Genomic DNA, 23,532 nt, shown 5'->3' on the forward strand with positions numbered 1-23,532 from the left:
GCAGTTTTATGGCTGCGGATAGGTTTGTCCAAAGGAAAAAGGCGTCGCTGCAACATTCCAAGAGGCCAAGCGACTGATACCTTAGGTATGTCCGGCTTATGCCTCACGCCGAAATGCGCTTTGACTGCTCGACGTTGCGGTCAAGATAGCTCAACAAACGGCATTTGTTCCGCGCCAGAAGTGCGACGGCATCGTGTGGTGGACTGATCCAACGATGTCTTCTGCGTCACGACATGGAGTGGGCGAGGTTCTCCAATGCGGCAACCGCCTCTTGTTCCCGACCGTCAGGGACAAACAAGTGATCGTGGAAAAATCCAGAAACAGGATTTGCCCCCATATCATGCTTTGCCAACTCAGACGCGATAACAGCCATAAACCCGACGGCTTCGAGGGAAGAGTGTATGTTGAGGGTGATCATCCGACATGGAAACTCGAACGGGAGCGAATGAGCTTCGGCTTCGGACTTGAGCAGAATAAGGGTCATGCCTTCGGCCTCTTGAAACATCATGCGGGGTGTAATGTCAGGAATGGGCTGGTGCGGCGGGCACGTGGCAAAGACGAACACGCCGTCGTGCAGCACAGCAGATAGCGATTTGATCAGCGCGTTAAGGTTTGTCTCTCCGACCATGAGTGCTCCAAACACGTTGTCTTCGGGTGTGGCGTCTCAGTAGATTGTTTTACCTTCTTTCGCCATGTCCACGAAGGCTCTGAGCCGACGTGTCATATGCCGTTTGCTGCGGTAGTTGAGCGAATAACGCGGCAAAGACGACAGATGTTCGCCGAGCACTTCAACCAAGCCGTCGTTCGTGACAGATGGCGCTGCGATCTCCGCATAGACATAGGCGAGGCCAAGTCCGTGGCGCGCGTAGTGCAAAAGGGACCGCATGTCGTTCGCAACCAGCCTGGGCTTCGGCTGCATGGTGAATGGTCCGTCGGGTCCAGTGAAACCCCAAGGGGCATGATGCCCTCCGGCCCCGAAGGCATAACAAATCGCGTCGTGGTCCAGAATGTCGCGTGGTTGTTGTGGAACACCCTTGGTTGCAAGATAGGCCTGCGATGCCACGATGCTCATTGACAGCTCGGGACCAACGGCAACCGCATGGGTGTCAGGGTTAAGCAACGTGTTTGATCGGATGGCTGCATCAATGCCCGATGTCAGCAGATCAACCTTTTTGTCGTCATAGATCAGCTCGACATCGACCGCCGGGTAGGCGGCAGCAAACCGGGCGACCAGATCGTCTAGAAAGAACGGTCCGGCGCTGTAGGGGGCAGACAGGCGCAGCGTGCCGGTGATTTGATCCTTCTGATCGTCGAGATCGCGCATCGCGCCCTCCAGCTCTGCTATTGCCGGTAAGCTGCGCGCATAGAACCGCTCCCCGATTGGGGTTAGTGCAACCGATCGCGTGGAACGCTCAAAGAGGCGCACGCCAAGCCGGTCTTCAAACCGCTGGATAGCTTCACTCACCGACGCCGGGGCCTGGTGAAGGTGTTCGGCAGCAGCGCGGAAACCACCGCGGCGGGCAACTTCGACAAAGACGCGAATATCTCCAAAACTGCTTCTGCTCATTGTTCGATAATTCGATCACTGTTTTAGAATAAGTGCGGGTTATCCTTACGGTAGCGATGGCCTAGCTTCATGACAAGTCGTAATCATGAGGAAGACACAATGCCTAATATCATCGAGATTTTCGTCCTGAAGATGAAAGAGGGCGCCGAAGTTGATGCCATCCGCGAGGCGGCCCGCGCTGACTTTGTCGCACTTGAAGGTGTCACATCTTGGGAAACCTTGGTGACGACAGACCCGTCTCGCCAGACACTTTATGCGGATATTTTCACCTTCCCTAACTACGAAACGGCAAAGCGGGTGACACCCCAATTTGCGCAACGCCCCGCGACAAAAGCCTTCCTCGGCCAGATCGAAGAAATGATCGTGGGCCAGTTTTTCACAACCTACCAACCCAAAGCATCGGAGTAAGACCATGACTGAACGCGAAGAAATCGAAGCCATCATCAACCAGTGGAATGGCGGCCTAGACGGTGGCGACATTGAGCGGATGGTCAACACGTGCCACCCGGACGTCATGACGGTCAATGAACGCCAACCTGTAACCGTGGGCACCCAAGCCATTCGCGACAAATACAATCCGCGCATTGCAGCCGCTGAAATCACCTCCGGTTATGACATCGAAGACCTGCAATTTTATGGTGACACTGCCGTGGTCTGTGGTCGTTTCTACGGAACCATGAAGATGCGCGATACCGGTGATGTCCGCAGCCCCGAGGGCCGCCTGGTGCTTGTCTACAAGCGCGACGAGACCGGAGCGTGGAAGATGATCCTCGACATGGACAACAACGGGCCTTCCTAAGTCCTCCCTTGGTCGCGCCGCTTAACTCTGTAGTTTTCGTTGCGAGCGATGCGCCTCTGGAGCCTGCTCACTTCAAACCATCGCCTTTTTAGATGCCAATTGCTGACAAGCGCATATGAACTAGGGCATTTCTTCAGAACGGGTTGAACGTAACTGCAAGGGTGCAGAGACGCCTAAAATCACTTAAGTTGATACGAAGTTGCGTTCATAGCCGACAAAAGTTCTAAGTCTCGCGGGGCAAGTTGCGATTCACATCGGAAGGCATACAGAGATTTTTTGGCTGGGATGGTAGGATTCGAACCTACGGTACACTGTACCAAAAACAGTTGCCTTACCACTTGGCTACATCCCAACGTGTCGCGGTAATTAAGCCCCTCTGACCGGACGCGCAAGACCCGTTTTTGACAAAAATTGTGCATTTTCCGTCAATCCTACCAGCTAATGCGCTGCTCCTAGCGGGTGACGTCGATCAGAACCGCGCCTTGGCGGCCCCCTGTTTCGACGGCCTGATGGGCCTTTGCCGTATCGGCGAGCGGATAGATTTTGTCGACTGGACAGTGCAGCGTATTGGCATCTAGCGCGGCGTGTAGAGGCGCAATCGCGCTTTGGCGCTCTGCCGAAGGCAACAGGTAGATCAGCTCGATATCGATTGTCACGGCCTTGAACAGGAGCGGGTAAAACGGGAGGCTTGGGGTCATGTCCTGCGCTGATCCGAAGGCCGCAATGACACCATTTGGCGCCATGACCGCAGTGTCCGTTTCAATGTTTCGCCCGAATTCCACTTCGACGATGCGCTCAACCTGTTGTCCGCCATTTGCCTCCAGAATCTGGTTTGCAAGGTCTGGTGCGGCATAGTCCAACACAGCGTCGGCGCCAGCCTCTTCACATCGCGCCATACCCGCCCCTCGGGCCGTCGCAATCACCCTTGCACCGCCCCATTTTGCGAGTTGCACCGCCAGGTAGCCAACGGTGCCCGCGCCACCATGCACGAGCACGGTTTGGCCGGTGACCTCTCCGCTGCCAAAAACGGCGTGGACCGCCGTCAGTCCTGGAATGCCCAGGATCGCCCCTGTTTCAAGGCTGGTCTTGTCGGAGAGTGGGACCGCTTGCTCGGCTGGTAAGGTGATGTGCGTCGCTGCGGTTCCAAATGCGCGTTGCCATTGACCGTTCCAGACCCAGACGCGTTCACCGATGCGCGCCGGATCTACGCCAGGCCAACCGAAGCAATGACGCCCGCGCCGTCGCTGTGCGCGGCACAACCTTTGGGAAGGGCGGTCTGGTGACCCCCGGGCGCGATCCTGCGCGGGCTTTGACATCCGATGGGTTGACCCCGGAAAACGCCATTTCAACGCAGACCTCACCCGGGCCGGGCACCCGTCCGGGCAGATCCGATAGCTGCAACACCTCTGCCGCCGCGCCAAACTGATCATAACTAATTGCACGCATTGCGAAGCCTCTTTGTATTCAGGGTCATTCAGCGCTACCCTAGGGTGAATTACACGGAATACCATCGGGTATTCACGGGATGGGATAGGGTCATGAAAGTGCTGCGAACGCCCGACCACCGTTTTGACGGGTTGGTCGATTTTCCCTTTGAGCCGCATTACCTGGGCATCGATGACACCGAAGGCGGCGCACTGCGGGTGCACTATCTGGATGAGGGGCCTTCTGCCGTGGCGCCGGTTCTGCTGATGCATGGGGAGCCGACCTGGTCCTATCTCTACCGTCACATGATCCCGGTCTTTACGGCGGCGGGTCACCGGGTTGTGGCGCCGGATCTGGTGGGGTTTGGTCGGTCCGACAAGCCGATCAAACGCGAAGACTACACCTACCAGCGGCATGTCGACTGGATGTCTGATGTGCTGGATCAGCTTGATCTGCACCGTATCACGCTGGTCTGTCAGGATTGGGGTGGGTTGATCGGATTGCGGTTGCTCGCACAAATGCCCCACCGGTTCTCGCGCCTTGTTGTGGCAAACACTGCCCTGCCAACCGGCGATCAGACCCTTGGAAAGGCCTTTGCATCCTGGCGCACCTATTCGCAGGAGGTCGACGAATTCCGTGCCGGACGCATTGTCTATGGCGGCACGGTCAGCAAGTTATCCGAGGCTGAAATCGCCGCATACGACGCGCCGTTTCCGGATGAGACATATCAGGCCGGTGCGCGCCAGTTTCCCATGCTGGTACCGGACCGGCCGGATGATCCCGCGTCCGAGGCCAATCGCCGCTCCTGGGAGGTTTTGCGCACGCTTGAGCTTCCGGTGCTCACGCTATTCGGCGCTGAGGACAGAATCATGGCGGGCGTGGACCGGGTGTTTCAGACTGAAATGGTCGGCGCTGCGGGCCAGCCGCATAAGGTCCTTCCCGGTGCCGGGCACTTCCTGCAGGAGGACGTCGGACCCGAACTCGCGCGTCTGACCAATTCATTTATCGCGTCGAGCATTGCTGCAACCGGGCATGGATAGCGCGGCAATGCAGGTGGGTTATTCCCGGATCTCATCCGGTGCCACCCCCCAAAGGCGGGATTTTGGGGCCCATCCCCGATAGCCGCCGGAGCGCAGCTGGCACCATTCCGGCCCGCATTTCCCAAGCCGGGCAATCACCCCAAGCTCAAGGGCTGCGGCCACCGGCGCTTCGGCATCGGGACGGACGTGGATCGGCAGCATATCCTTTTCCACGATCACTGTGCGCACGCCGGACAGCAGGGAATAATGCACCCATCCGCCCTGGCCATCGCGATCCTCGACGCGGCGCCAGTGCCCGTGTTCCGCAACGATCTGCAGGGGCATGTCGCGGTGTTTGAAAACCCAGTCAATGCGGTGTGTCAGCGAGGGGCCGCGCCGCACGTTTCCCTCGGTAGCTTTCATCGAGACATAGCGCGGCAGTGGCAGATTCGTAACGGGGCCCGTGTCGCGTGCAAAACCCGGCGAATGTGTCACCGCAAGCAGGAGGCCCCCAACGAGGGCTGCAAAAAAGGTTTTGGTCATGACAGTGCCCGTTATTCGTATTTTGCCCGATTGAATGCGCGAGGTTCTTGTGCCTCGTCGCCATCTCAGCCACCATGCCATGAAAAGGGTGGTTGCGCCAAGTCCGGGGAGGCCCAAAATGCCAAAGCCTAAGCTGAGTGTTGTCGTTACGCGACGGTTGCCGGAAGCGGTAGAGACGCGCCTGTCTGAGCTTTTCGATGTAAAACTGCGCGATGACGACACGCCGATGAGCCGCACCGATCTGGTCTCGGCCATGAAATCCGCGGACGTGCTGGTGCCGACGGTGACTGACGAGATCGATTCTGCCCTGATCGGGCAGGCGGGCGACCGTTTGAAGCTGATCGCGAATTACGGAGCAGGGGTTGATCATATTGATGTTTCCACCGCCCGTCAGCGCGGCATTCTGGTGTCGAACACGCCCGGTGTGCTGACCGATGATACCGCCGATATGACCATGGCGCTGTTGCTGGCGGTGCTGCGCCGGATGCCCGAGGGGCTGAATGTGATGCAATCCGATGGCTGGGACGGCTGGGCGCCCACCGCGTTTCTGGGCGGTCGGGTTGGCGGTCGCCGGTTGGGCATTCTGGGAATGGGCCGGATCGGGCAGGCGGTTGCACGCCGGGCGGCGGCCTTTGGCATGCAGGTGCATTATCACAATCGCCGCCGGTTGCGTCCCGAGGTCGAGGAGGCGCTGGAAGCCACCTATTGGGAGAGCCTCGATCAGATGGTTGCCCGCATGGATGTGATCTCCATCAACTGCCCGGCCACGCCGTCGACGTTTCACCTGATGAACGCCCGTCGCTTGAAACTGATGAAGCCAGAAGCAGTGATCGTGAACACCTCGCGCGGTGAAGTGATCGACGAAAACGCCCTGACCCGCATGCTGCGATCCGGTGAGATCGCAGGCGCTGGTCTCGATGTCTATGAACGCGGCACCCATGTGAACCCGCGTCTTCGAGAGCTCGAAAACGTGGTGTTGCTGCCGCATATGGGCTCCGCCACCCGCGAGGGACGGATGGAGATGGGCGAAAAAGTCATCATCAACATCAAGACCTTCGACGACGGCCACCGACCACCGGATCAGGTTGTGCCGTCCATGCTATAACCCCAGCTTTCAGATTGGAGAGACCATGCGACTTTTCTTGACAGGACTGGCCCTTTGCGCCGCAACAACCGCAGGTGCACAACAGGCCGCGGACGCGGTTCAGCCAGAGGCCGCAACGCAGGGTGCGTTTCAGGCAATCTCTGAAGATGTTGCTGCGGCGCTGGAGGCAAAATTCGCGGGCACGCCGGTTGAGGCGCAGGACTGGATGGTGGCCGCGGCCAACCCCTGGGCGGTCAAGGCGGGGGCCGACGTGTTGGCCAAGGGTGGCTCCGCAGCAGATGCGCTGGTCGCCGTACAGGCGATGCTCGGTCTGGTGGAGCCGCAATCCTCCGGCCTCGGCGGCGGGGCGTTTCTGGTCTATTTCGATGCAGCAACCAGCACGCTGACCACCTTGGACGGGCGCGAAACCGCGCCTTTGGCGGCCACGCCGCGTCTCTTTCAGGACGGCAGCGGGGAACCGTTGAGTTTTTATGATGCGGTTGTCGGTGGCTTGTCGGTCGGCACGCCCGGCACCCCCGCCTTGATGGAAGACGCCCACGTGCGCTGGGGCAAACTGCCCTGGGCGGAGTTGTTGGCGCCTGCCATCACCCGCGCGCAGGAGGGTTTCGAAGTCTCGCCCCGTCTTGCAGGTTTGATCGAAGGCGATGCGGAACGCCTGGGCCGTTTTGCGACCACGTCTGAGTACTTCATGCCTGGGGGCGCGCCGCTTGCAGCAGGCGATCTGCTGAAAAACCCAGACTATGGTGCGACCCTGCAAGCCATGGCAGAGGGTGGCACGCGTGCCTTCTATACCGGTGAGATTGCCGCCGATATCGTGAATACCGTACAAACGGCTGAAGGCAATCCCGGCGTCTTGTCCACGCTTGATCTAGGCATCTATGCGGTCAAGGAACGCGCGCCGGTCTGTGTGACCTACCGCGCGCATGATGTTTGTGGCATGGGGCCGCCGTCTTCCGGGGCGCTGACCGTCGGGCAGATCCTCGGGATGCTGGACAATTACGATCTGAGCGCTGGCCCCATGGACATTGAAGTCCGCCGCCTGATTGGTGACGCGTCGCGCTTGGCCTTTGCGGACCGGGGCCGCTACATGGCGGACAGCGATTTTGTGCCGGTACCGACCAGGGGGCTTCTGGACACGATGTATCTTGCGGGACGTTCCGCCCTGCTGGCGGGCGATGACGCGCTGCCCGAAGTGACCCCCGGCGCGCCGGAATTCGACCATGCGCTGATGTGGGCGGATGATCAGTCGATTGAGCTGCCCTCGACCTCCCATTTCGTGATCGTCGATGCAGAGGGCAATGTCGCTTCCATGACCACGACCATTGAAAACGGCTTTGGCAGCCGCCTGATGGTGCGGGGTTTCCTGCTCAACAACGAACTGACCGATTTCTCCTTCCGCTCGCATGTGGATGGCGTGCCGATTGCCAACCGGGTTGAGCCGGGCAAGCGCCCGCGGTCCTCCATGGCACCGACCATTGTGATGAAAGACGGTGCGCCGGTCCTGGCCATCGGCAGCCCGGGCGGCAGCCGGATCATCGGCTATGTCGCGGAGAGCATCATCGCGCATCTGGATTGGGGGCTGGACGTACAACAGGCCGTGTCGGTGCCGCATGCGGTCAACCGCTTCGGCACGTATGATGTGGAGGAAGGCACCTCCGCCGAGGCGCTGACCGAGGGGCTAACCGCCCTGGGGTATGAAGTCGGCAGCCGTGCGCTGACCTCGGGTCTGCATGCGATTTCGATTGGTGAGGGGCTCAAGGGCGGCGCAGATCCCCGCCGCGAGGGCATTGCACTGGGCCAATAGGATCGGTCACTCTGGGGAGGCAGACTATGGTGTATCACGCGACGTTGCCGCGCAACGAGACCGGTATCGAAACCGTTCTTGGCGTGCTGAAACAGCAATTCGGGGAGCGGTTCCAGGCCGGGCAGGCGATCCGGGAACAGCATGGGCACACGACAACCTGGATCGAAAACCAACCCCCTGACGCGGTTGTTTTTGTAGTGGATACGCAGGAAGTGTCCGACGTCGTGGCCGCCTGTGCGCAGCATAGCGTCCCGGTGATTGCCTATGGGACCGGCACCTCGCTGGAGGGTCACGTGAACGCACCTGCCGGTGGTATCTGCATCGACGTCAGCCAGATGGACAGGGTGCTGGAGGTGAATGCGGGCGATCTCGACTGTCGTGTGCAGCCGGGCGTCACGCGGATGGCGCTGAACACGCATCTGCGGGATCAGGGGCTGTTTTTCCCCATCGATCCGGGCGCGGATGCGTCTTTGGGCGGGATGGCCGCAACGCGCGCGTCAGGCACCAATGCCGTGCGCTATGGCACGATGAAAGACAATGTGCTGGCCGTGGAAGCGGTGATGCCCGATGGCAAAATCATCCGCACCGGCACCCGCGCGCGCAAGTCTTCTGCGGGGTATGATCTGACGCGGCTGTTGGTGGGGTCAGAAGGTACCCTGGGGATCATCACCGAGATCACCTTGAAATTGCAGGGCATTCCGGAGGCCATCAGTTCCGCAAGCTGTTCCTTTCCGACGGTGGATGCTGCCTGCCAGACGGTCATGGCTGTGATCCAATATGGGCTGCCGGTCGCGCGGATCGAGCTTCTGGATGCGGCAACTGTCGGTGCCGTGAACGCCTATTCCAAGCTCGACCTGCCCGAGACACCGCTGTTGCTGCTGGAGTTTCATGGCACGGAGGCCGGGGTGGTGGAACAGGCCGAAATCTTTGGTGCTTTGTCGGAGGATCACGGCGGCCAGGGCTATGCGGCGACAACCACCACAGAGGAGCGCAACCAGCTCTGGCAGGCCCGCCACGATGCCTATTGGGCGATGCTGCAGGTCCGCCCGGGTGCAAAGGCCATTGCAACGGATGTTTGCGTACCGATTTCCCGGCTGGCCGATTGCGTCGGTGCGGCACAGGGCAAGGCAGAAGAGTTGGGGCTGGTTGCGCTGATTGTCGGTCATGCCGGTGATGGGAATTTCCACGTCACCTTGCTGGTGGATATGCAGAATGCCGAGGAGTTGGAGAGCGCCACGCTGTTCGTGGGTTGGCTGAATGAAGTCGCCATCAAGATGGATGGGACCTGTACAGGCGAGCATGGCATCGGGCAGGGCAAGAAGAAATATCTTGTGCAGGAACTGGGTGGCGCGACCGACGTCATGAGCGCGGTCAAACAGGCCTTGGACCCCAAAGGCATTATGAATCCTGGCAAAATTCTCTCCCCGGATGACTAAGCCCACACCGTTCTCTTTCAGATCTGCGATGACGGGCATGCTTGTTGCTGCTTTGTTGTGTTGCACAGCCGCTGCCTTGGCGGATGAGGTGGTATACGACGTCAAGGTCACGTTGAATTGGTCGGAAGACACAGCCCTGTCGCCGCCAGATGATGCGCATTGGTCCCGGTTAATCGCTTTCGCACATTCGGGGCGCTACACCCTGTTTCGGGATGGGGATACGGCCTCCAGCGGTCTGGCGTTGGTCGCGACAAACGGGCGTGTGACGGTCTTGGAAGCTGAGGTGGCGGAGGCCGCGCGCCGGGGCCGTGCCGCGGCGCCTGTCATCCTGCCGGGAACCGAGGCGGGACGCGGCACATTTGAATTTACCCTCGCACTGTCGGAGAAACACGATCAGGTTTCATTCGCGACCATGCTGGCACCCAGCCCGGATTGGTTCAGCGGTGTGAGCAATATATCCCTGAAGACCCCAGAAGGCTGGCGTGAAAATCTCACGGTGCCTCTTTGGGTCTGGGATGCGGGGGCGGACAGTGGGCAGGCCTACAGCGGTCCTAATCTCCCCACACAGCCACGCCAATCCATCAGGCTCCTGACCCACCCCGCGTTTTTGCAAGCCGACGGATTGCGCCCGATCGGGCGCGCCGTTTTTTCCAGGGTGTCGCCCTAGGCAGTCGCATTTTGCCGAAGCGTGGTGTGGGAAAAGTCGTTTTTGCGCGCTTTGCGGTCGGCTGGGCAGAGCGCGGACGCTCAGGTGTTTTCTAGAAATAGGGCAACTTCGCAAGACAGAGGATTCGGCGCATGAAAACCCAGGTAAAAGCCCTTGTCGTTGGCGGCGGTGCTGTCGGCACCTCCATTGCCTATCATCTGGCGCGCGCGGGATGGGACGATGTGATGCTGCTGGAGCGGGACGAGCTGACCTCCGGCTCCACCTGGCACGCGGCGGGGCTGCTGCCCTATTTCAACATGTCCTATGCCACCACGCATATTCATGATTATTCGATCCGGTTTTACAAGACGCTGGAGGAGGAGACCGGGCTGAATGCGGGGTTCGCCGTTGTGGGCAACCTGCGGATGGCGCAAACGCAGGAGCGCATGGATGAATACATGCTCTACGCCTCCACGGCCGAAACCTGCGGCGTGCCCTACCAGTGGATGACGCCGGATGAGATCAAGGAAAAATGGCCGCTCATTCGCACCGATGACCTCAAGGGCGCGCTTTACCACCAAACCGATGGCTACATTAACCCCGCCGATGTGACCATGGCGATGGCCAAGGGTGCGCGGCAACGCGGCGTGATGATCGAGCGGAAATGGCAGGCGGATGCCTTTCACTGGAACGGCACCCATTGGGAGGTGACCGCGACGAAGATGGCCGAAAAGGGCGGCAATCTGGTGCCCACCGACGAGCAGATCGTGATCACAGCGGAACATGTGGTGACCGCCTCCGGCAACCATGCGCAGCGCACCGCCAAGATGCTGGGCATCAAGATGCCCGCGATCCCGGTCGAGCACCAATTCATCGTGATGGATCAGGACCCGGAATTGGTGAAGTTCCGCGCCGAAGGCAATGTCGAACACCCCGTCGTCCGCGATGCCGATGCGCAATCCTACGTGCGCGAAGAACGCGGTGGCTGGATTTTGGGCGTCTACGAAAAAGGCGCGCCTGCACGGTTCGAATACGGTGTGCCGGACAGTTTCCGCGCCGATCTCTTTCAGCTCGATCTGGAGCGGATCGAAGATCAATACATGGCGATGAACCACCGTATCCCGTCCTGCGAGGATTGCGGGCTGAAAGACGATTTCAACGGGCCGATCTGCTATACGCCCGACGGCAATCCGCTGGTGGGCCCGGCACCGGGGCTGACAAATATGTGGCTGGCTGAGGGCTTCTCCTTCGGGATCACGGCGGCGGGGGGCACCGGGTATTACCTCGCGCAGATGATGGTCGACGGCGAGGCCGAGATCGACATGGCGTCGCTTGATCCCAAGCGCTACGGCGACTGGATGACGACCGAATTTGCCGCGCGCAAGAACGAGGAAGCTTACAACCACGTCTATATTCTGCATCACCCCGACGAGGAGCGCCCGGCGTGTCGGCCCCTGCGCACCTCTCCGGCCTACGACCGGCAAGCGGCACGCGGTGCGCAATTTGGCTGGGTCAACGGGTGGGAGCGTCCGAACTATTATGCGCCCGAAGGCTTCAACGATCACGACAGCCGCTCGTTCCGGCGCGGCGGTTGGTGGCAATATGCGGTCGACGAGGCCAAAGCGATCCGCGAAGGGGTTGGCCTGATTGACGCCACGGCCTTCACCAAGCATCGGATCAGCGGGCCAGGTGCAACCGGTTTCCTCGATTGGTTCACAACCAACAAGCTGCCGAAAGTCGGGCGCATCAATCTGACCTATGCGCTGACCAGCCACGGCACGACGCGGACCGAATACACCATCGTGCGGCTGGCTGAAGATGACTATTACCTGGTCTCAGCCGGGGCCTGGCACGCCTATGATCAGGACTACCTTTACAAGACCATCATGGAGAAAGAGGAAGAATTCGGCCGCATCAACGAGCAGGATGTGACCACGCAATGGGGGGTTTTCGCCATTGCCGGACCAAAAGCGCGTGATGTGCTGCAATCGGTGATCAAGGACGCGGACCCGGCGACGGCCCTGTCGAACAAGCGGTTCCCCTGGCTGTCCATGCGCCAGATCGAACTGGGCATGTGCCCCGTCAAGGCGATCCGTGTGGCCTATACCGGCGAATTGGGCTGGGAGTTGCACCACCCGATCGAGATGCAGAACTACCTCTTTGATCTGCTGGAAAAAGCCGGGGAAGCGCATAGCATGAAACTGGTGGGCGCACGGGCGCAGAACTGGCTGCGGCAGGAAAAATCATATCGCGCCTTTGGCACCGAACTGGGCCGGGACGCCACGCCGCTGGAGGCGGACCTGCCGCGGTTTGTTGACCTCTCCAAGGAGTTCCACGGCAAGGACCGGATGCAGGCCACCGGCGTGCGGTCAAAATGCGTGACCCTGCTGATCGACGGACCATCCGACGCGGACCCCTGGGGGCGTGAAGCGCTCTACCATGGTGATACACGGGTTGGGCGTCTGACCTCGGGCGGGTATTCCGTGGCCTTCGGCAAAAGCATTGGCATGGGATACGTGACCCCGGAACTGGCGGTGCAGGGCACCAAGCTCAAGGTCAAGATGTTTGATCAGTTGTGGGATGCCGAGGTGGTCGAAGACAGCCCCTATGATCCGAAAAACGAGCGTATCCGCGTGGATGGCTAGGGCTCCGGCTTCGTCGCGGCAAAGACGAGGTTGTTGGCTGGCATTTCGATACGCTTGAGGGGGTGCGCGCCTGCCAATTCCAGCCAGGCGCAGAGATCCTGATCGTTCTTGTACCCAATGGCGGGATCCGCGGCACGCAAATCAGCGTCAAAACGTGTATCACCATCACTGGTTAAAACACCGTTTCGTTTGAAAGGCCCGTAGAGGATGAATGTGCCCCCGGGCGAAAGCGCGCGCATCGCCTCGGTCACCAACGTCTTGGCGGGTTGCTCTGGGATGAGATGCAGCAGGTTGATCAATACGATCAGGTCTTTTTGACCCGCTTGGCGATGCCAATCGGCTTGCGTGGCATCCAGCATCCGCGCGGGCGCGACGTTCCCAAGGCCTGCGTCCTGCACATAGGCATCGATGCTGGATATGCGCGCGGCATCGACTTCGGTGGGGTGCCACCTCAGACCTGGCATGGCGGTGGCAAAGGCTGTGACATGCTGGCCTGTCCCGCTGGCGATTTCGAGCGCCTGCCCAGATTTGGGCGCGTGAGCGCGCAGCAGATCACAAAGGAATTCTGCATTGCGGGCGGCGGCGGGCGCGTGCAGTTTCGCGCCCTCCAGGCTGGCCGCAACGCTGGCGTTTGGGGGTAACTTGGAGGTCATCGCAACCTGTCCGGGGTCAACGCCGCACGTGTTTCAGGGTCCAATTCGGATGATCTTCCCAGCACGATATCCGCAAGAAGACGCGATGCGGCGGGTGCGGTTTGCATGCCATACCCGCCCTGCGCTGCACACCAGATAAATTCGGGCATTGCAGGCTCGCGCCCCAGAACAAGCGACCTGTCAGGTGCGAAACTGCGCAGGCCCGCCCAGCTGGATTGCAGGCGCGTAACGGGTTCCGTGACCATCTCCTCATAGAGCGCCAGCCCTTGCGCTAGCGTCAGGTCTTCGGCCCAGGCGTCATGGGGTGCCACCGGATCTTCATCCGCGGGGGAGACCAGCAGATGCCCGGCATCGGGTTTCGCGTACCAGCTTTCATTGACGCCGAAAAACATTGGCCAGGTGCTGACGTCGTGACCGCCGGGGGCGGGGATGCGCGCCATGGACCGACGATGGGGCACGATGTTCAGCGCTGCAACACCCGCCATCTGAGCGACCTGATCCGCCCAGGCCCCTGCCGCATTGACCAGGGTCGGCGCAACCTCTGTTCTGTCGCCCGCGCTCACGTGCCAGCACCCATTTTCCCGAACAATCGCGTTCACGCGACTGCCGGGGATCACCGTGCCGCCATTCTGGCGCAGGGTACGGGCAAAATCCTGCAGCAACAGGTCCGTGTCGATGTCCTGGGCATCTTCGTGATAGGCGGCAAAGGCCAGCTTTTCCCGGTCCAGCACAGGCACAAACGCACAGGCCTCCTCTATGGTAATCGGCGTCGTGCCCAGTGTTGCGATGTCTTGTTCATAGGCGGCGCGTTCATGGGCTTGCGCAATGATCATCAATCCGCGCGGGCTGAGATACCCACCATCCTGCAGAAAATCGACACTGGCCCGGTTCAACGCCTGAACGCTGGGGGCTCCGTAATTCTGCTCGATCAGCGCCGCGGACCGGCCAGAGGCGTGATAGCCGAGCGCTGTTTCCGCCTCAATGACGGTGACCTGCGCGTCTTCGGACAAACGCGCCGCGGCAGAAAGGCCGGCAATCCCCCCGCCAATGACGAGGATGTCCGTCATTGCTGTTCTTCGATCCGATCCGTGGCGGGCGGTGGTGTGGGGCTGAGAGCCGCCAAGCGACCATAAAGATTATCGCTCATCTGATAGTCCAGGGCGGCCAATGATGGTTCAAGTTGCTGAGCTGAGCGTGCGGATATGATCGGCGTCGGCCCTATCGGATGCGCGGCGGCCCAGGCCACGGCCAAGGTTGCCGCGTTGACACCGATTTCCGCGGCGACCTCACTAAGCCCGACCGCGGCCGCATGCATCCAGTCAAGGCCGTAGCGCGCAGCGTAGCGATCATCTTCGGTCAGACGTCCGCCTTTGCCCGCGTTGTATTTCCCGGTCAGCAGCCCGCCCCCCAGCGGGGAATAGGGCGCACAGGCCACGCCCTGATCGGCGCACATCGGCAGGATTTCCACCTCCGCCTGCCGCTTCACGAGATTGTACATCGGTTGCAGGATATCGACGGTGACGTCGAATTTTGCCGCGATGTTGATGGCTTTGACCACCTGCCAGGCGGCGAAATTCGACACGCCCACGTAGCGGATCAGACCCTGCTGTTTCAGCTCGGCCAGCGCTTCCATGCTCTCATGCAGGTCCGTGTCAGGGTCGAAGCGGTGCATGTAGAGGATATCGACCACATCGAGGTTCAGACGTTTGCGCGAGATCGCGAAGGAGTCCTGGATGTTCTGTTTCGACCCGCCCCCGGTGTAGGCGGCTTTGGTCGCGATGATCAGACGGTCACGCCGGTCCCCCAGCAACTTGCCCAGAATTTCCTCTGACGCGCCGTCGTTATAAACATAGGCGGTGTCGAAATGGGTGATGCCGCCCGCGATGGAGGCCTCGAACATTTCGCGCGCGGCGGTTTCATCGGCCCGCCCGCCAAATTGCATGGTGCCAAAGGCAAGGCGGCTTGCGGGGGTGCCATCAGGGCTGGTCAACGCATGTGTCATAGGTTCAGAAGTGGCATGACCCGGCGCGCCATGCAATGATCAAAACACTTGATTGAGCGCGGAAAGGATGCGGACATGATTACGGCACATAAGTCTGATTTGGAGGGCACATCGCGTGACGCATCGGGGCCTGGCTGGACCAGCCTGCGTCTGCTGGTCAAATCGGATGGCATGGGGTTTTCCATGACCGAGACGCGAGTGCTTCCGGGGGCGGTATTGACGTTGGAGTACAAGAACCACGTCGAGGCCTGCTATTGCATTGGCGGTGCGGGTACGGTCACCGAGCTTGACAGTGGCACCGTGCACCACATCACACCGGGCGTCCTCTATGCCCCGAACGCGCATGACCGGCATGAGGTGCGCAACGATGGGACGGAACCCTTCCACCTGATCTGCGTGTTTTCACCCGCGCTGCAGGGCGATGAGGTACATGGACCGGATGGCAGTTACGCGTCGTCCTGATCCGTTTGGGGCCTCAGGTTCAGGATGAAATCGCTCACTTTTTGCGCGCTCATTTCGCAAGGGTAAAGCCGCGCGCCCCTGTTCAGCCGGTAGAAATTCAGGCTGATATAGTCGTTTCCACCCAGTTCTTCGGCGACCAGCTTGATGGATTTTCCGGCGTTGAACAGGGTCTTGGACACAACATATCTGCGGTTTCCCGTCTGGCCCCTGAACACACCGGTTGGAAGGGCCAGCAGGGCGGCTTCGACCCCCGCCTGTGGGGCGGGTGTCATGAGTTCTGGCCGATTTTCGGCTCGGTGCCTGCGCGCAGGCGCGAGATGTTGGCGCGGTGCCGCCATAGAACGATTACTGTCAGCAAGCCCCCCAGAACCACCGCTTCGCCCTCTCCGAGGAAGACCAACAGAAATGTCGAGGCGGCGGCAGAGACAAGTGCCCCCATCGAAGAGATGCGCCACAGCAGTGCGCCGATCAGCCAGGCGATGCAGCACCCGATGCCCACCGGCAGGCTGAGCGCGAGCATGATGCCCAAAAACGTCGCCACCCCCTTGCCGCCCGCGAACCGCAGCCAGACCGGGTAGCAATGCCCGATCATGGCCATCAGCCCGGCGATCTGGGCGGTGTCCTCGCCACCAAAAGCACGCGCCAGCAAGACCGCAGCCGCCCCTTTGCCGCCATCCAGGATGAGCGTGAGCGCCGCTGCGGTCTTGTTCCCGGTGCGCAGCACATTGGTGGCGCCGATGTTGCCTGACCCGATATCGCGCAGATTGCCGAGACCCATCACGCGGGCCAGAACCATGCCAAAGGGGATTGATCCCAGCAGGTAGCCAATCAGGGCCCAGAGCAGCAGAATGCTGGCGGCATGTTCGATGACGGGCATCAGGTCCTCTCAAAAACGCAAGTACCGGCGACGTAGGTTGACAGGACCTTACCCTGCATCCGGGCCCCGTCAAACGGGGTGTTGCGCGATTTGGAGCGCAGCGTTGCACGGTCCATCAGAAACGGCGCGTCAGGGTCAAACAGCACCAGATCTGCTGGGGCGCCAATGCTCAACCGTCCGCTCTCCAGCCCCAGACGTTTCGCCGGGTTCAGCGACATCGCCCGCCAAAGCACAGGCAGATCAATCAGCCCGGCGTGATAAAGACGCATAGCTGCGGGCAAAAGCGTTTCGAGCGCCACAGCCCCGGAGGCCGCCTCCTCAAAGGGCAGGCGCTTGCTTTCCTCATCCTGCGGCGTGTGCATCGAAGAGATCACATCGATCAGCCCGGTTTTGACCGACTCAGCAACGGCCAGCCGGTCTTGTTCATCGCGCAGGGGTGGTTTGAGTTTGAAGAACGTCCGGTAATCCGCGACGTCCAGCGCATTCAGCGTCAGGTGGTGGATGGAAGTGCCTGCGGTCACATCCAGCCCGTTGGCCTTGGCACGTTCCAGCGCGGGCAAGGCACGGGCGCAGGTGATCTGGTCCGCGTGGTAGCGCGCGCCGGTCATCTCGATCAGGGCCAGGTCACGGTCCAGCGCCATGCGCTCGGCCATGGGGGACACGGCGGGCAACCCGCGCAGGGATGCGAATTTGCCGGAGGTTGCAGCGGCCCCTTTGCTGAGCCCGGGGTCCTGCGGATGCGCAATCACCAGCGCGCCCAGACTGCGCGCATAGGTCAGCGCCCGCGAAAAGACCTTGGTGTCGGTGACAACCCGGTCGCAATCGGTGAAGGCCACAGCGCCCGCATCCATCAGGAACCCGATCTCGGTCATCTCGCGGCCCGCGCGGCCTTTGGTCAGGGCGGCCATGGGCATGACGTTCACCGGGGCGGCTTCATTGGCGCGGCGCGTCACGAATTCCAGGGTTTCGGGGCTGTCGATGGCTGGTTCCGTATCGGGGCGCGTGATCATTGTGGTCACGCCGCCCGCCGCCGCGGCAAGGCCTGCTGAACGATAGCTTTCCTTGTGGCGATCCCCCGGTTCGCAAACTTTCACGCCGAGGTCGACAAGCCCCGGCGCGAGGTATTTCAGATGACAGTCGATGACCCGCCCCGATGTCAGGCGCGGCGCATCTTTGGGCAGGAGCTTGGTGATACGCCCGTCCTCGACCACCAGTCCGCCAATCGTGATCTCATCCCGTTCCGGATCGATCAGACGGGCGTTCAAAAAAGTTGTTTTTGTCATGTCACCACGCTCCGGGTGGGTTTCAGCATGGGCATCACTCTTATATCCGACACGGTCACGCTCATGAGCCGGCCCAGAGCATCAGGCCGACAACGCCAAAGGCGACCAGCAAGGCGATCATCGCAATGCGCCCCGACATTTTCGGGTCTTTTGGATCATTCATGATGGCATCCCCGCGTCTTCATCCCAAAATCCACCAAAGGCCAAGCACGAGCAGCACAATGATGCCCAATACCATCACGGCGCTTCCGGATCCTTTGCCACCACCCGGTTGGGGCGATTTTCCCGTCGCGCCGCTGTAGGGCTTGGCGCTTTCAGTCGCGATCGATCCGCCTGCTGCGGGAGGGGTGTATTCGGTGTAGGTCCCGATCAGCGTCAGATCGCCACCGGGTTTCAGGGTCACGTCCGTTCCGGCGAAACTGTCTGAAAAGAGCAAAAGGACATATCCCTCAAGGGCATCCAGTTTGCTGCGATCCGGCGTTATCTGGGTGTCTTCGACCGCGTAGCCTTCGGTGAGATAGGCGCTCAACCCCATGCCCGTCAGATCCGACATGGGAAAGATTTCGGTGGTGGAGGTGTCAAGATGCGGGTTGCCCAGCAATCTTCGCGCCAGATCGGGTTTCGGCAGGGTCTTTAACGCCTCCGCGACCTCGCCAGGGGCCTTATTGACCGCGAAAACCCGGATCGCGCCGCGCTCCTGCGCCTTGATCTCAATCTGTGTCGTCATGCGGGGGCCGCGCGGGTCAGCCGCAGGTTCTGCGCCAGCAGGTCCATGGCAGCCATGCGCACCGCCACCCCCATTTCAACCTGATCCTGAATGACGCTACGGTTGATGTCATCGGCCAGGGTCCCATCGATTTCCACGCCGCGGTTCATCGGGCCCGGGTGCATGACGATGGCGTCGGGTTTGGCGGATTTGAGCTTGTCTTCGTCCAGCCCGTAACGGTGGTAATACTCGCGTTCGGAGGGGATGAACCCGCCATCCATCCGCTCTTTTTGCAGGCGCAGCATCATCACCACGTCCACGTCCCGCAGCCCTTCGCGCATATCGTCAAAGACCTCGACGCCAAATTCCGCAATGCCGGCGGGCATCAGGGTGGGCGGGCCGATCAGGCGCAGGCGATTTTCCATCTTGCCCAGCAACATGATGTTGGACCGTGCGACGCGGGAATGCGCGATATCGCCGCAAATCGCGATGGACAGACGGTGCAAACGTCCCTTGGCGCGACGGATGGTGAGGGCGTCCAGCAGCGCTTGGGTGGGGTGTTCATGCCGCCCGTCGCCTGCGTTCAGCACCGCGCAATTGACCTTTTGCGCCAGCAGGTCGACCGCGCCCGAATGCGGATGGCGCACGACTAGCAGATCCGGATGCATCGCATTGAGCGTCAGCGCCGTGTCGATCAGCGTTTCGCCCTTTTTGACCGAACTGGCCTGCATCGCCATGTTCATCACATCGGCGCCAAGGCGCTTGCCTGCGATCTCGAAACTCGCCTGCGTGCGGGTCGAGTTTTCAAAAAACATGTTGATCTGGGTAAGCCCTGCCAGCACGTCGGCGTGTTTGTCGGATTGCCGGTTCAGGGCTGCATATTGATCCGCCAGATCCAGCAATGTGGTGATTTCTTCGGGGCGCAGGGCCTCGATCCCAAGCAGGTGGCGGTGCGGAAACGTCATGAGCGGCAACCTATCGTGATTTGCCACCTTATAGGGAGGGTGCGCGGCACGGGCAAGCTGGGCTTCGATGTGCAGGGGTGGTTCAGTTCGGCGCCAAGCCAGCATAGTATGCCCGCATGGAATCAGCAGAGTTTCACAACGCCTTGGCGCTTTTGGATTGGCAGGTCGAACTGGGCGCGACCGAGGCGATCTGCGATGCGCCGGTCAATTGCTACGAATTGCCCGAAACGCTGGCGAAACCAAAGACGCAGAAGGCCGCGCAGATAGCTGCGGGAACGGCTCCCCCACCGCTGCAGGTTGATCCCGTTGCCGAAGCGCAGCGCGTAGCGATGGCTGCGCAGGATCTGGAGAGCCTCAAGGCGGCGCTGGGCGCTTTTGAGCATTGCGAGTTGAAGCGCGGCGCGCGCAATCTGGTGTTCTCTGACGGTTTGCCGGGGGCGTCTGTGATGATCATCGGCGAGGCGCCGGGGCGGGATGAGGACCGCGAAGGCCGCCCCTTCGTCGGACGCGCGGGCCAGTTGCTGGACAAGATGCTGGCGTCAATTGATATGGGCCGCAACCACGCGTCCGCACCGGTCTATATCACCAACGTTCTGCCATGGCGACCGCCGCAAAACCGCGATCCGCTGCCGCAGGAGATTGCCATGATGCGCCCCTTCCTGGAACGTCACATCGCCCTGGCAAAACCCCAAGCCCTTGTCATCATGGGGAATATAAGTGCGCAGGCCCTGTTGGGCAAACGCGGGATCACGCGGCTGCGCGGCACCTGGACGGAGTGTTTCGGCTTGCCAGCGCTGCCGATGTTCCACCCGGCTTATTTGCTGCGGCAACCCGCAGCCAAACGCGACGCCTGGGCAGATTTGTTGAGCCTCAAGGCGCGGATTGCCGATGGTTGATCCGATCACTTTGATGGCATTTGTGCCTGCGGCTTTGGCGCTGAACCTCACGCCGGGCGCAGATATGATGTTCTGTCTGGGGCAGGGGGTGAAGTCCGGGCCGCGTGCCGCCTGGCTGGCCAGCGCGGGCATCGCCACGGGCGGCATGATCCACGTATTGCTGGCTGGTGCCGGGCTCAGCGCGGTGGTGGCGTCGATGCCGCTGGCCTTTGACGTCATCCGCTGGGTCGGCGTGGCCTATCTGCTCTGGCTGGCCTTTGGCGCGTTGCGCGGGTCACCCCAAACTGACGACGCGATGGTGCTGCCCAGGGGACGCGCGTTTCGCGCGGGGTTGCTGGTCAATCTCACAAACCCCAAGGTGATCCTGTTTGTCCTGGCATTCGTGCCGCAGTTCGTTGACCCCAGCGCCGGGCCGGTCTTGGCGCAATTTGCTGTTTTTGGCGCCGTCATTGGCCTTGGCGGTTTTCTGATCAACGGGCTGGTCGGCGTGTTCGCCGGGTCACTGGGCCACCGGCTTGCCCGCGGCAGCCGCGTGTTGGACTGGATCACCGCAGGGATCTTTACCGCACTGGCTGCGCGCCTTGCCGTTTTGGAGAAAGCATAAAATGAGCCGTATCGACGAGAGCAAGGACTTCGTGCCGGTGCGCATCGCAGTCTTGACCGTCTCAGACACCCGCGAGCTATCGGAGGACCGGTCTGGGGATGTGCTGGTCGAACGGCTTCTGGCGGCGGGGCACGAGTTGGCGGACCGGCGTATCCTGCGCGATGAGCGCGATGAGATTGCGGCGCAATTGCGGGCCTGGTGCAAGGACAGCGGCGTCGATGTGGTCATTTCCACCGGCGGCACCGGGCTGACCGGGCGCGATGTCACCGTAGAGGCGCACCGCGATGTCTATGAAAAGGAAATCGACGCCTTCGGCACGGTTTTCACCATTGTCTCGATGAAGAAAATCGGCACCAGTGCTGTGCAAAGCCGGGCAACGGGCGGGGTTGCAAATGGCACCTATCTCTTTGCTCTGCCCGGCAGTCCGGGCGCCTGCAAGGACGCCTGGGATGAGATTCTTGTCCGTCAGCTTGATTATCGCCACCGGCCCTGTAATTTCGTGGAGATTTTCCCGCGTCTGGATGAACATCACCGACGGAAGTAACAATCTGGTGCGTATCACCCTTTAGAGTTGGTATGCATCGCAGTTTGACTAGGTTATACTGCGCTGCAGTAAGTTATTAGGATAACGGCGAAATGCGGTTTTTACGCCAAAGTATGATTGGTCTTTTTTTAGCGGCTGTGACGCTTGGGCTGCTGGCCTATGCGGGGCAGCTGGTTGGGACGGCTATTCAGCTTCGTCTGGCCGATCAGGGTTTTAAGCCCGAGGCCAAGGAGCGCGTGTTTGCCGTTAATCTGATCCGTGCCGAAGCGCAGACGCTCAACCCGTTGCTCGAAACCTTTGGCGAGGTGAAGTCGCGTCGCACGCTGGAATTGCGCGCGGCGGTTTCCGGTCGCGTGATCTATCTGGCGGAAGCCTTCGAAGAGGGCGGGACCGTGCGCAAGGGCGATGTCCTGGCGCGGATCAATCCTGCTGATATGCAATCGGTATTGGACCGAGCAAAGGCGGATCTGGCTGATGCGCAGGCCGAGGTCAGCGATGCTGCGCGCGCGCTCGATTTGGCCCGTGACGAAGAAGCAGCGGCAGTGGAACAGGCTGACCTGCGGCAACGAGCCTACCGGCGGCAGGTTGATCTGGAGGAGCGCGGTGTGGGCACCGCAGCTGCGATCGAAACGGCGGAACTGGACGCTGCGGCGGCCCGCGCGACCGTGCTGGCGCGGCGTCAGGCGATCACGCAGGCAGAGGCGCGCATCGATCTTGGCGCCACTCGGCTGACGCGCGCGCGCATTGCTCTGGAAGAGGCGCAGCGCAATCTGAAGGATACAACCGTCCGCGCGCCCTTTGACGGCACCCTCAGCGACACCTCTGTGGTCGAAGGTCGGCTGGTGGCTTCCAACGAACGTCTGGCCGATTTGATTGACGCCGAAGATCTGGAGGTCTCTTTTCGGGTCTCCACGGCGCAATATGCTCGGCTGCTGGATGCGCAGGGTGACCTGATCGCCGCCCCGGTGACCGCGACACTCGATGTCACAGGGGTTGATTTGCAAGCGACGGGCACGCTGAGCCGTGTGAGTGCCGCCACCAATGAAATCCAGACCGGGCGTCTTATCTTTGCACGACTGACCAAGGCGCCCGGGTTTCGACCGGGCGATTTCGTGTCCTTGAGCGTGGTCGAGCCACCGGTCGAGAACGTGGTCCGCCTGCCGGCTTCCGCGCTCAATTCACAGGGCGAGGTTCTGGTTCTGGGGGATGACAACAGGCTCGAAGCCATCATCGTGACGCTGGTCAGACGCCAACGCGATGACGTGCTGGTGCGCGGCGAGGATCTGGTCGGGCGCGATGTGGTCAGTGCGCAAACCCCGCTGTTGGGGCCGGGAATTTCCGTGCGCGCCACGCGCCGCGCCAGCGAGGCGCCGGTCATGCCACCGGATATGCTCGAACTGAGCGAGGAGCGCCGGGCGCGCCTGGTGGCATTTGTGGAAAGCAGCAATGCCATGTCAAAGGAAGCCAAGGCACGCGTCCTGGCGAAATTGGCAGAGCATGAGGTTTCGGCAAAAGTCGTCGCGCGCCTCGAAAGCCGCATCGGGGGCTAGG

At 61.0% G+C, this 23,532-nt stretch carries 24 protein-coding genes, 1 tRNA gene and 1 pseudogene; 13 read left to right on the plus strand and 13 right to left on the minus strand.

Annotation, left to right across the window (positions count from 1 at the left end; genetic code table 11):
- Positions 1–226 precede the first annotated feature (226 nt).
- Both Q1A20_RS07645 and Q1A20_RS07650 read right to left on the minus strand, forming a co-directional pair.
- Positions 227–628: an ACT domain-containing protein gene (locus tag Q1A20_RS07645; RefSeq protein WP_299403230.1), complete on the minus strand. Its 402-nt coding sequence runs from the start codon at positions 626–628 to the stop codon at positions 227–229.
- 36 nt (positions 629–664) lie between these two features.
- Positions 665–1,567: a LysR family transcriptional regulator gene (locus Q1A20_RS07650; protein ID WP_299402685.1), complete on the minus strand. Its 903-nt coding sequence runs from the start codon at positions 1,565–1,567 to the stop codon at positions 665–667.
- Between the two features lie 99 nt (positions 1,568–1,666).
- Here Q1A20_RS07650 and Q1A20_RS07655 point away from each other — a divergent pair, with 99 nt between their 5' ends.
- Positions 1,667–1,975, plus strand: a complete 309-nt coding sequence (locus Q1A20_RS07655; protein ID WP_299402687.1) for a hypothetical protein — start codon at positions 1,667–1,669, stop codon at positions 1,973–1,975.
- Positions 1,976–1,979: 4 nt separating this feature from the next.
- Positions 1,980–2,366 (plus strand): DUF4440 domain-containing protein, encoded by a 387-nt coding sequence (locus tag Q1A20_RS07660; protein ID WP_299402689.1) that lies wholly within the window; start codon positions 1,980–1,982, stop codon positions 2,364–2,366.
- Positions 2,367–2,643: 277 nt separating this feature from the next.
- Here Q1A20_RS07660 and Q1A20_RS07665 read toward each other — a convergent pair.
- A tRNA-Gln gene (locus tag Q1A20_RS07665) sits at positions 2,644–2,718 on the minus strand.
- Positions 2,719–2,818: 100 nt separating this feature from the next.
- Positions 2,819–3,812: pseudogene (locus tag Q1A20_RS07670) on the minus strand (NADPH:quinone reductase).
- Positions 3,813–3,904: 92 nt separating this feature from the next.
- Between Q1A20_RS07670 and Q1A20_RS07675 the strand changes: the two are divergent.
- Positions 3,905–4,831 (plus strand): haloalkane dehalogenase, encoded by a 927-nt coding sequence (locus Q1A20_RS07675; protein WP_299402690.1) that lies wholly within the window; start codon positions 3,905–3,907, stop codon positions 4,829–4,831.
- An 18-nt stretch (positions 4,832–4,849) separates the two neighbouring features.
- On the opposite strand, the gene Q1A20_RS07680 is transcribed toward Q1A20_RS07675, so the two are convergent.
- Complete coding sequence (locus Q1A20_RS07680) at positions 4,850–5,353, minus strand: SH3 domain-containing protein (protein ID WP_298974051.1); 504 nt, start codon at positions 5,351–5,353, stop codon at positions 4,850–4,852.
- Between the two features lie 118 nt (positions 5,354–5,471).
- Between Q1A20_RS07680 and Q1A20_RS07685 the strand changes: the two genes are divergently transcribed.
- The 5 genes from Q1A20_RS07685 (at position 5,472) to Q1A20_RS07705 (ending at position 12,989) form a co-directional block, all read left to right on the plus strand.
- Positions 5,472–6,458, plus strand: a complete 987-nt coding sequence (locus Q1A20_RS07685; protein ID WP_298974049.1) for a D-glycerate dehydrogenase — start codon at positions 5,472–5,474, stop codon at positions 6,456–6,458.
- 25 nt (positions 6,459–6,483) lie between these two features.
- Positions 6,484–8,262: a gamma-glutamyltransferase gene (ggt, locus tag Q1A20_RS07690; protein WP_299916659.1), complete on the plus strand. Its 1,779-nt coding sequence runs from the start codon at positions 6,484–6,486 to the stop codon at positions 8,260–8,262.
- A gap of 26 nt (positions 8,263–8,288) precedes the next feature.
- Positions 8,289–9,698 carry an FAD-linked oxidase C-terminal domain-containing protein gene (locus Q1A20_RS07695; RefSeq protein WP_299916661.1) on the plus strand — a complete coding sequence of 470 codons (1,410 nt, stop codon included), beginning with the start codon at positions 8,289–8,291 and terminating at the stop codon, positions 9,696–9,698.
- Positions 9,699–9,726: 28 nt separating this feature from the next.
- On the plus strand, positions 9,727–10,365 hold the full coding sequence (locus Q1A20_RS07700) for a spondin domain-containing protein (RefSeq protein ID WP_299916663.1): 639 nt from the start codon (positions 9,727–9,729) through the stop codon (positions 10,363–10,365).
- Positions 10,366–10,496: 131 nt separating this feature from the next.
- On the plus strand, positions 10,497–12,989 hold the full coding sequence (locus tag Q1A20_RS07705) for an FAD-dependent oxidoreductase (RefSeq protein WP_299402697.1): 2,493 nt from the start codon (positions 10,497–10,499) through the stop codon (positions 12,987–12,989).
- Here the strand turns inward: Q1A20_RS07705 and Q1A20_RS07710 are convergent.
- The 3 genes from Q1A20_RS07710 to Q1A20_RS07720 are packed head-to-tail and all read right to left on the minus strand — an operon-like array spanning position 12,986 to position 15,644.
- Complete coding sequence (locus tag Q1A20_RS07710) at positions 12,986–13,642, minus strand: DUF938 domain-containing protein (RefSeq protein ID WP_299402699.1); 657 nt, start codon at positions 13,640–13,642, stop codon at positions 12,986–12,988. The two genes, Q1A20_RS07705 and Q1A20_RS07710, sit on opposite strands and share 4 nt — an antisense overlap.
- Positions 13,639–14,709 carry an FAD-binding oxidoreductase gene (locus Q1A20_RS07715; protein ID WP_299402700.1) on the minus strand — a complete coding sequence of 357 codons (1,071 nt, stop codon included), beginning with the start codon at positions 14,707–14,709 and terminating at the stop codon, positions 13,639–13,641. Before Q1A20_RS07715 ends, Q1A20_RS07710 begins: the two co-directional genes overlap by 4 nt.
- On the minus strand, positions 14,706–15,644 hold the full coding sequence (locus tag Q1A20_RS07720; protein WP_299916665.1) for an aldo/keto reductase: 939 nt from the start codon (positions 15,642–15,644) through the stop codon (positions 14,706–14,708). Before Q1A20_RS07720 ends, Q1A20_RS07715 begins: the two co-directional genes overlap by 4 nt.
- 75 nt (positions 15,645–15,719) lie before the next feature.
- Here Q1A20_RS07720 and Q1A20_RS07725 point away from each other — a divergent pair, with 75 nt between their 5' ends.
- A complete protein-coding gene (locus tag Q1A20_RS07725; protein WP_299402702.1) occupies positions 15,720–16,106 on the plus strand; it encodes an ectoine synthase in 387 nt (128 codons plus the stop codon).
- On the opposite strand, the gene Q1A20_RS07730 is transcribed toward Q1A20_RS07725, so the two are convergent.
- From Q1A20_RS07730 to Q1A20_RS07750, 5 genes are all read right to left on the minus strand, one after another.
- Positions 16,091–16,378, minus strand: a complete 288-nt coding sequence (locus tag Q1A20_RS07730; protein ID WP_299916667.1) for a hypothetical protein — start codon at positions 16,376–16,378, stop codon at positions 16,091–16,093. The genes Q1A20_RS07725 and Q1A20_RS07730 overlap by 16 nt on opposite strands.
- A complete protein-coding gene (plsY, locus tag Q1A20_RS07735) occupies positions 16,375–16,983 on the minus strand; it encodes a glycerol-3-phosphate 1-O-acyltransferase PlsY (protein WP_299402705.1) in 609 nt (202 codons plus the stop codon). The genes Q1A20_RS07730 and plsY overlap by 4 nt, the downstream gene beginning before the upstream one ends.
- Entirely contained in the window at positions 16,983–18,266 is a 1,284-nt protein-coding gene (pyrC, locus tag Q1A20_RS07740; protein ID WP_299916669.1) for a dihydroorotase, read from the minus strand. Before pyrC ends, plsY begins: the two co-directional genes overlap by 1 nt.
- 181 nt (positions 18,267–18,447) lie before the next feature.
- Complete coding sequence (locus Q1A20_RS07745; RefSeq protein WP_299402708.1) at positions 18,448–18,993, minus strand: hypothetical protein; 546 nt, start codon at positions 18,991–18,993, stop codon at positions 18,448–18,450.
- The gene (locus Q1A20_RS07750; RefSeq protein ID WP_299916671.1) at positions 18,990–19,937 is read right to left on the minus strand and encodes an aspartate carbamoyltransferase catalytic subunit; all 948 of its coding nucleotides are present in this window, start codon (positions 19,935–19,937) and stop codon (positions 18,990–18,992) included. The genes Q1A20_RS07745 and Q1A20_RS07750 overlap by 4 nt, the downstream gene beginning before the upstream one ends.
- A gap of 116 nt (positions 19,938–20,053) precedes the next feature.
- Between Q1A20_RS07750 and Q1A20_RS07755 the strand changes: the two genes are divergently transcribed.
- The 4 genes from Q1A20_RS07755 (at position 20,054) to Q1A20_RS07770 (ending at position 23,531) form a co-directional block, all read left to right on the plus strand.
- Positions 20,054–20,833, plus strand: a complete 780-nt coding sequence (locus Q1A20_RS07755) for a uracil-DNA glycosylase (protein ID WP_299916673.1) — start codon at positions 20,054–20,056, stop codon at positions 20,831–20,833.
- Positions 20,826–21,437: a LysE family translocator gene (locus Q1A20_RS07760; protein ID WP_299916675.1), complete on the plus strand. Its 612-nt coding sequence runs from the start codon at positions 20,826–20,828 to the stop codon at positions 21,435–21,437. The genes Q1A20_RS07755 and Q1A20_RS07760 overlap by 8 nt, the downstream gene beginning before the upstream one ends.
- A 1-nt stretch (position 21,438) precedes the next feature.
- Positions 21,439–21,981 (plus strand): molybdenum cofactor biosynthesis protein B, encoded by a 543-nt coding sequence (gene moaB, locus Q1A20_RS07765; RefSeq protein ID WP_298974017.1) that lies wholly within the window; start codon positions 21,439–21,441, stop codon positions 21,979–21,981.
- Positions 21,982–22,073: 92 nt separating this feature from the next.
- Entirely contained in the window at positions 22,074–23,531 is a 1,458-nt protein-coding gene (locus Q1A20_RS07770) for an HlyD family efflux transporter periplasmic adaptor subunit (RefSeq protein ID WP_299402714.1), read from the plus strand.
- Position 23,532: the final 1 nt, after the last annotated feature.

This window comes from uncultured Roseobacter sp., from assembly GCF_947501835.1.
Classification (GTDB): Bacteria; Pseudomonadota; Alphaproteobacteria; order Rhodobacterales; family Rhodobacteraceae; genus Roseobacter.

What these genes read in the sequence shown, in the direction of transcription:
- Q1A20_RS07645 (WP_299403230.1), bottom strand. Translation starts at nt 628, where the DNA reads ATGGTCGGAGAGACAAACCTTAACGCGCTGATCAAATCGCTATCTGCT.
- Q1A20_RS07650 (WP_299402685.1), bottom strand. Translation starts at nt 1,567, where the DNA reads ATGAGCAGAAGCAGTTTTGGAGATATTCGCGTCTTTGTCGAAGTTGCC.
- Q1A20_RS07655 (WP_299402687.1), top strand. Translation starts at nt 1,667, where the DNA reads ATGCCTAATATCATCGAGATTTTCGTCCTGAAGATGAAAGAGGGCGCC.
- Q1A20_RS07660 (WP_299402689.1), top strand. Translation starts at nt 1,980, where the DNA reads ATGACTGAACGCGAAGAAATCGAAGCCATCATCAACCAGTGGAATGGC.
- Q1A20_RS07675 (WP_299402690.1), top strand. Translation starts at nt 3,905, where the DNA reads ATGAAAGTGCTGCGAACGCCCGACCACCGTTTTGACGGGTTGGTCGAT.
- Q1A20_RS07680 (WP_298974051.1), bottom strand. Translation starts at nt 5,353, where the DNA reads ATGACCAAAACCTTTTTTGCAGCCCTCGTTGGGGGCCTCCTGCTTGCG.
- Q1A20_RS07685 (WP_298974049.1), top strand. Translation starts at nt 5,472, where the DNA reads ATGCCAAAGCCTAAGCTGAGTGTTGTCGTTACGCGACGGTTGCCGGAA.
- ggt (WP_299916659.1), top strand. Translation starts at nt 6,484, where the DNA reads ATGCGACTTTTCTTGACAGGACTGGCCCTTTGCGCCGCAACAACCGCA.
- Q1A20_RS07695 (WP_299916661.1), top strand. Translation starts at nt 8,289, where the DNA reads ATGGTGTATCACGCGACGTTGCCGCGCAACGAGACCGGTATCGAAACC.
- Q1A20_RS07700 (WP_299916663.1), top strand. Translation starts at nt 9,727, where the DNA reads ATGACGGGCATGCTTGTTGCTGCTTTGTTGTGTTGCACAGCCGCTGCC.
- Q1A20_RS07705 (WP_299402697.1), top strand. Translation starts at nt 10,497, where the DNA reads ATGAAAACCCAGGTAAAAGCCCTTGTCGTTGGCGGCGGTGCTGTCGGC.
- Q1A20_RS07710 (WP_299402699.1), bottom strand. Translation starts at nt 13,642, where the DNA reads ATGACCTCCAAGTTACCCCCAAACGCCAGCGTTGCGGCCAGCCTGGAG.
- Q1A20_RS07715 (WP_299402700.1), bottom strand. Translation starts at nt 14,709, where the DNA reads ATGACGGACATCCTCGTCATTGGCGGGGGGATTGCCGGCCTTTCTGCC.
- Q1A20_RS07720 (WP_299916665.1), bottom strand. Translation starts at nt 15,644, where the DNA reads ATGACACATGCGTTGACCAGCCCTGATGGCACCCCCGCAAGCCGCCTT.
- Q1A20_RS07725 (WP_299402702.1), top strand. Translation starts at nt 15,720, where the DNA reads ATGATTACGGCACATAAGTCTGATTTGGAGGGCACATCGCGTGACGCA.
- Q1A20_RS07730 (WP_299916667.1), bottom strand. Translation starts at nt 16,378, where the DNA reads ATGACACCCGCCCCACAGGCGGGGGTCGAAGCCGCCCTGCTGGCCCTT.
- plsY (WP_299402705.1), bottom strand. Translation starts at nt 16,983, where the DNA reads ATGCCCGTCATCGAACATGCCGCCAGCATTCTGCTGCTCTGGGCCCTG.
- pyrC (WP_299916669.1), bottom strand. Translation starts at nt 18,266, where the DNA reads ATGACAAAAACAACTTTTTTGAACGCCCGTCTGATCGATCCGGAACGG.
- Q1A20_RS07745 (WP_299402708.1), bottom strand. Translation starts at nt 18,993, where the DNA reads ATGACGACACAGATTGAGATCAAGGCGCAGGAGCGCGGCGCGATCCGG.
- Q1A20_RS07750 (WP_299916671.1), bottom strand. Translation starts at nt 19,937, where the DNA reads ATGACGTTTCCGCACCGCCACCTGCTTGGGATCGAGGCCCTGCGCCCC.
- Q1A20_RS07755 (WP_299916673.1), top strand. Translation starts at nt 20,054, where the DNA reads ATGGAATCAGCAGAGTTTCACAACGCCTTGGCGCTTTTGGATTGGCAG.
- Q1A20_RS07760 (WP_299916675.1), top strand. Translation starts at nt 20,826, where the DNA reads ATGGTTGATCCGATCACTTTGATGGCATTTGTGCCTGCGGCTTTGGCG.
- moaB (WP_298974017.1), top strand. Translation starts at nt 21,439, where the DNA reads ATGAGCCGTATCGACGAGAGCAAGGACTTCGTGCCGGTGCGCATCGCA.
- Q1A20_RS07770 (WP_299402714.1), top strand. Translation starts at nt 22,074, where the DNA reads ATGCGGTTTTTACGCCAAAGTATGATTGGTCTTTTTTTAGCGGCTGTG.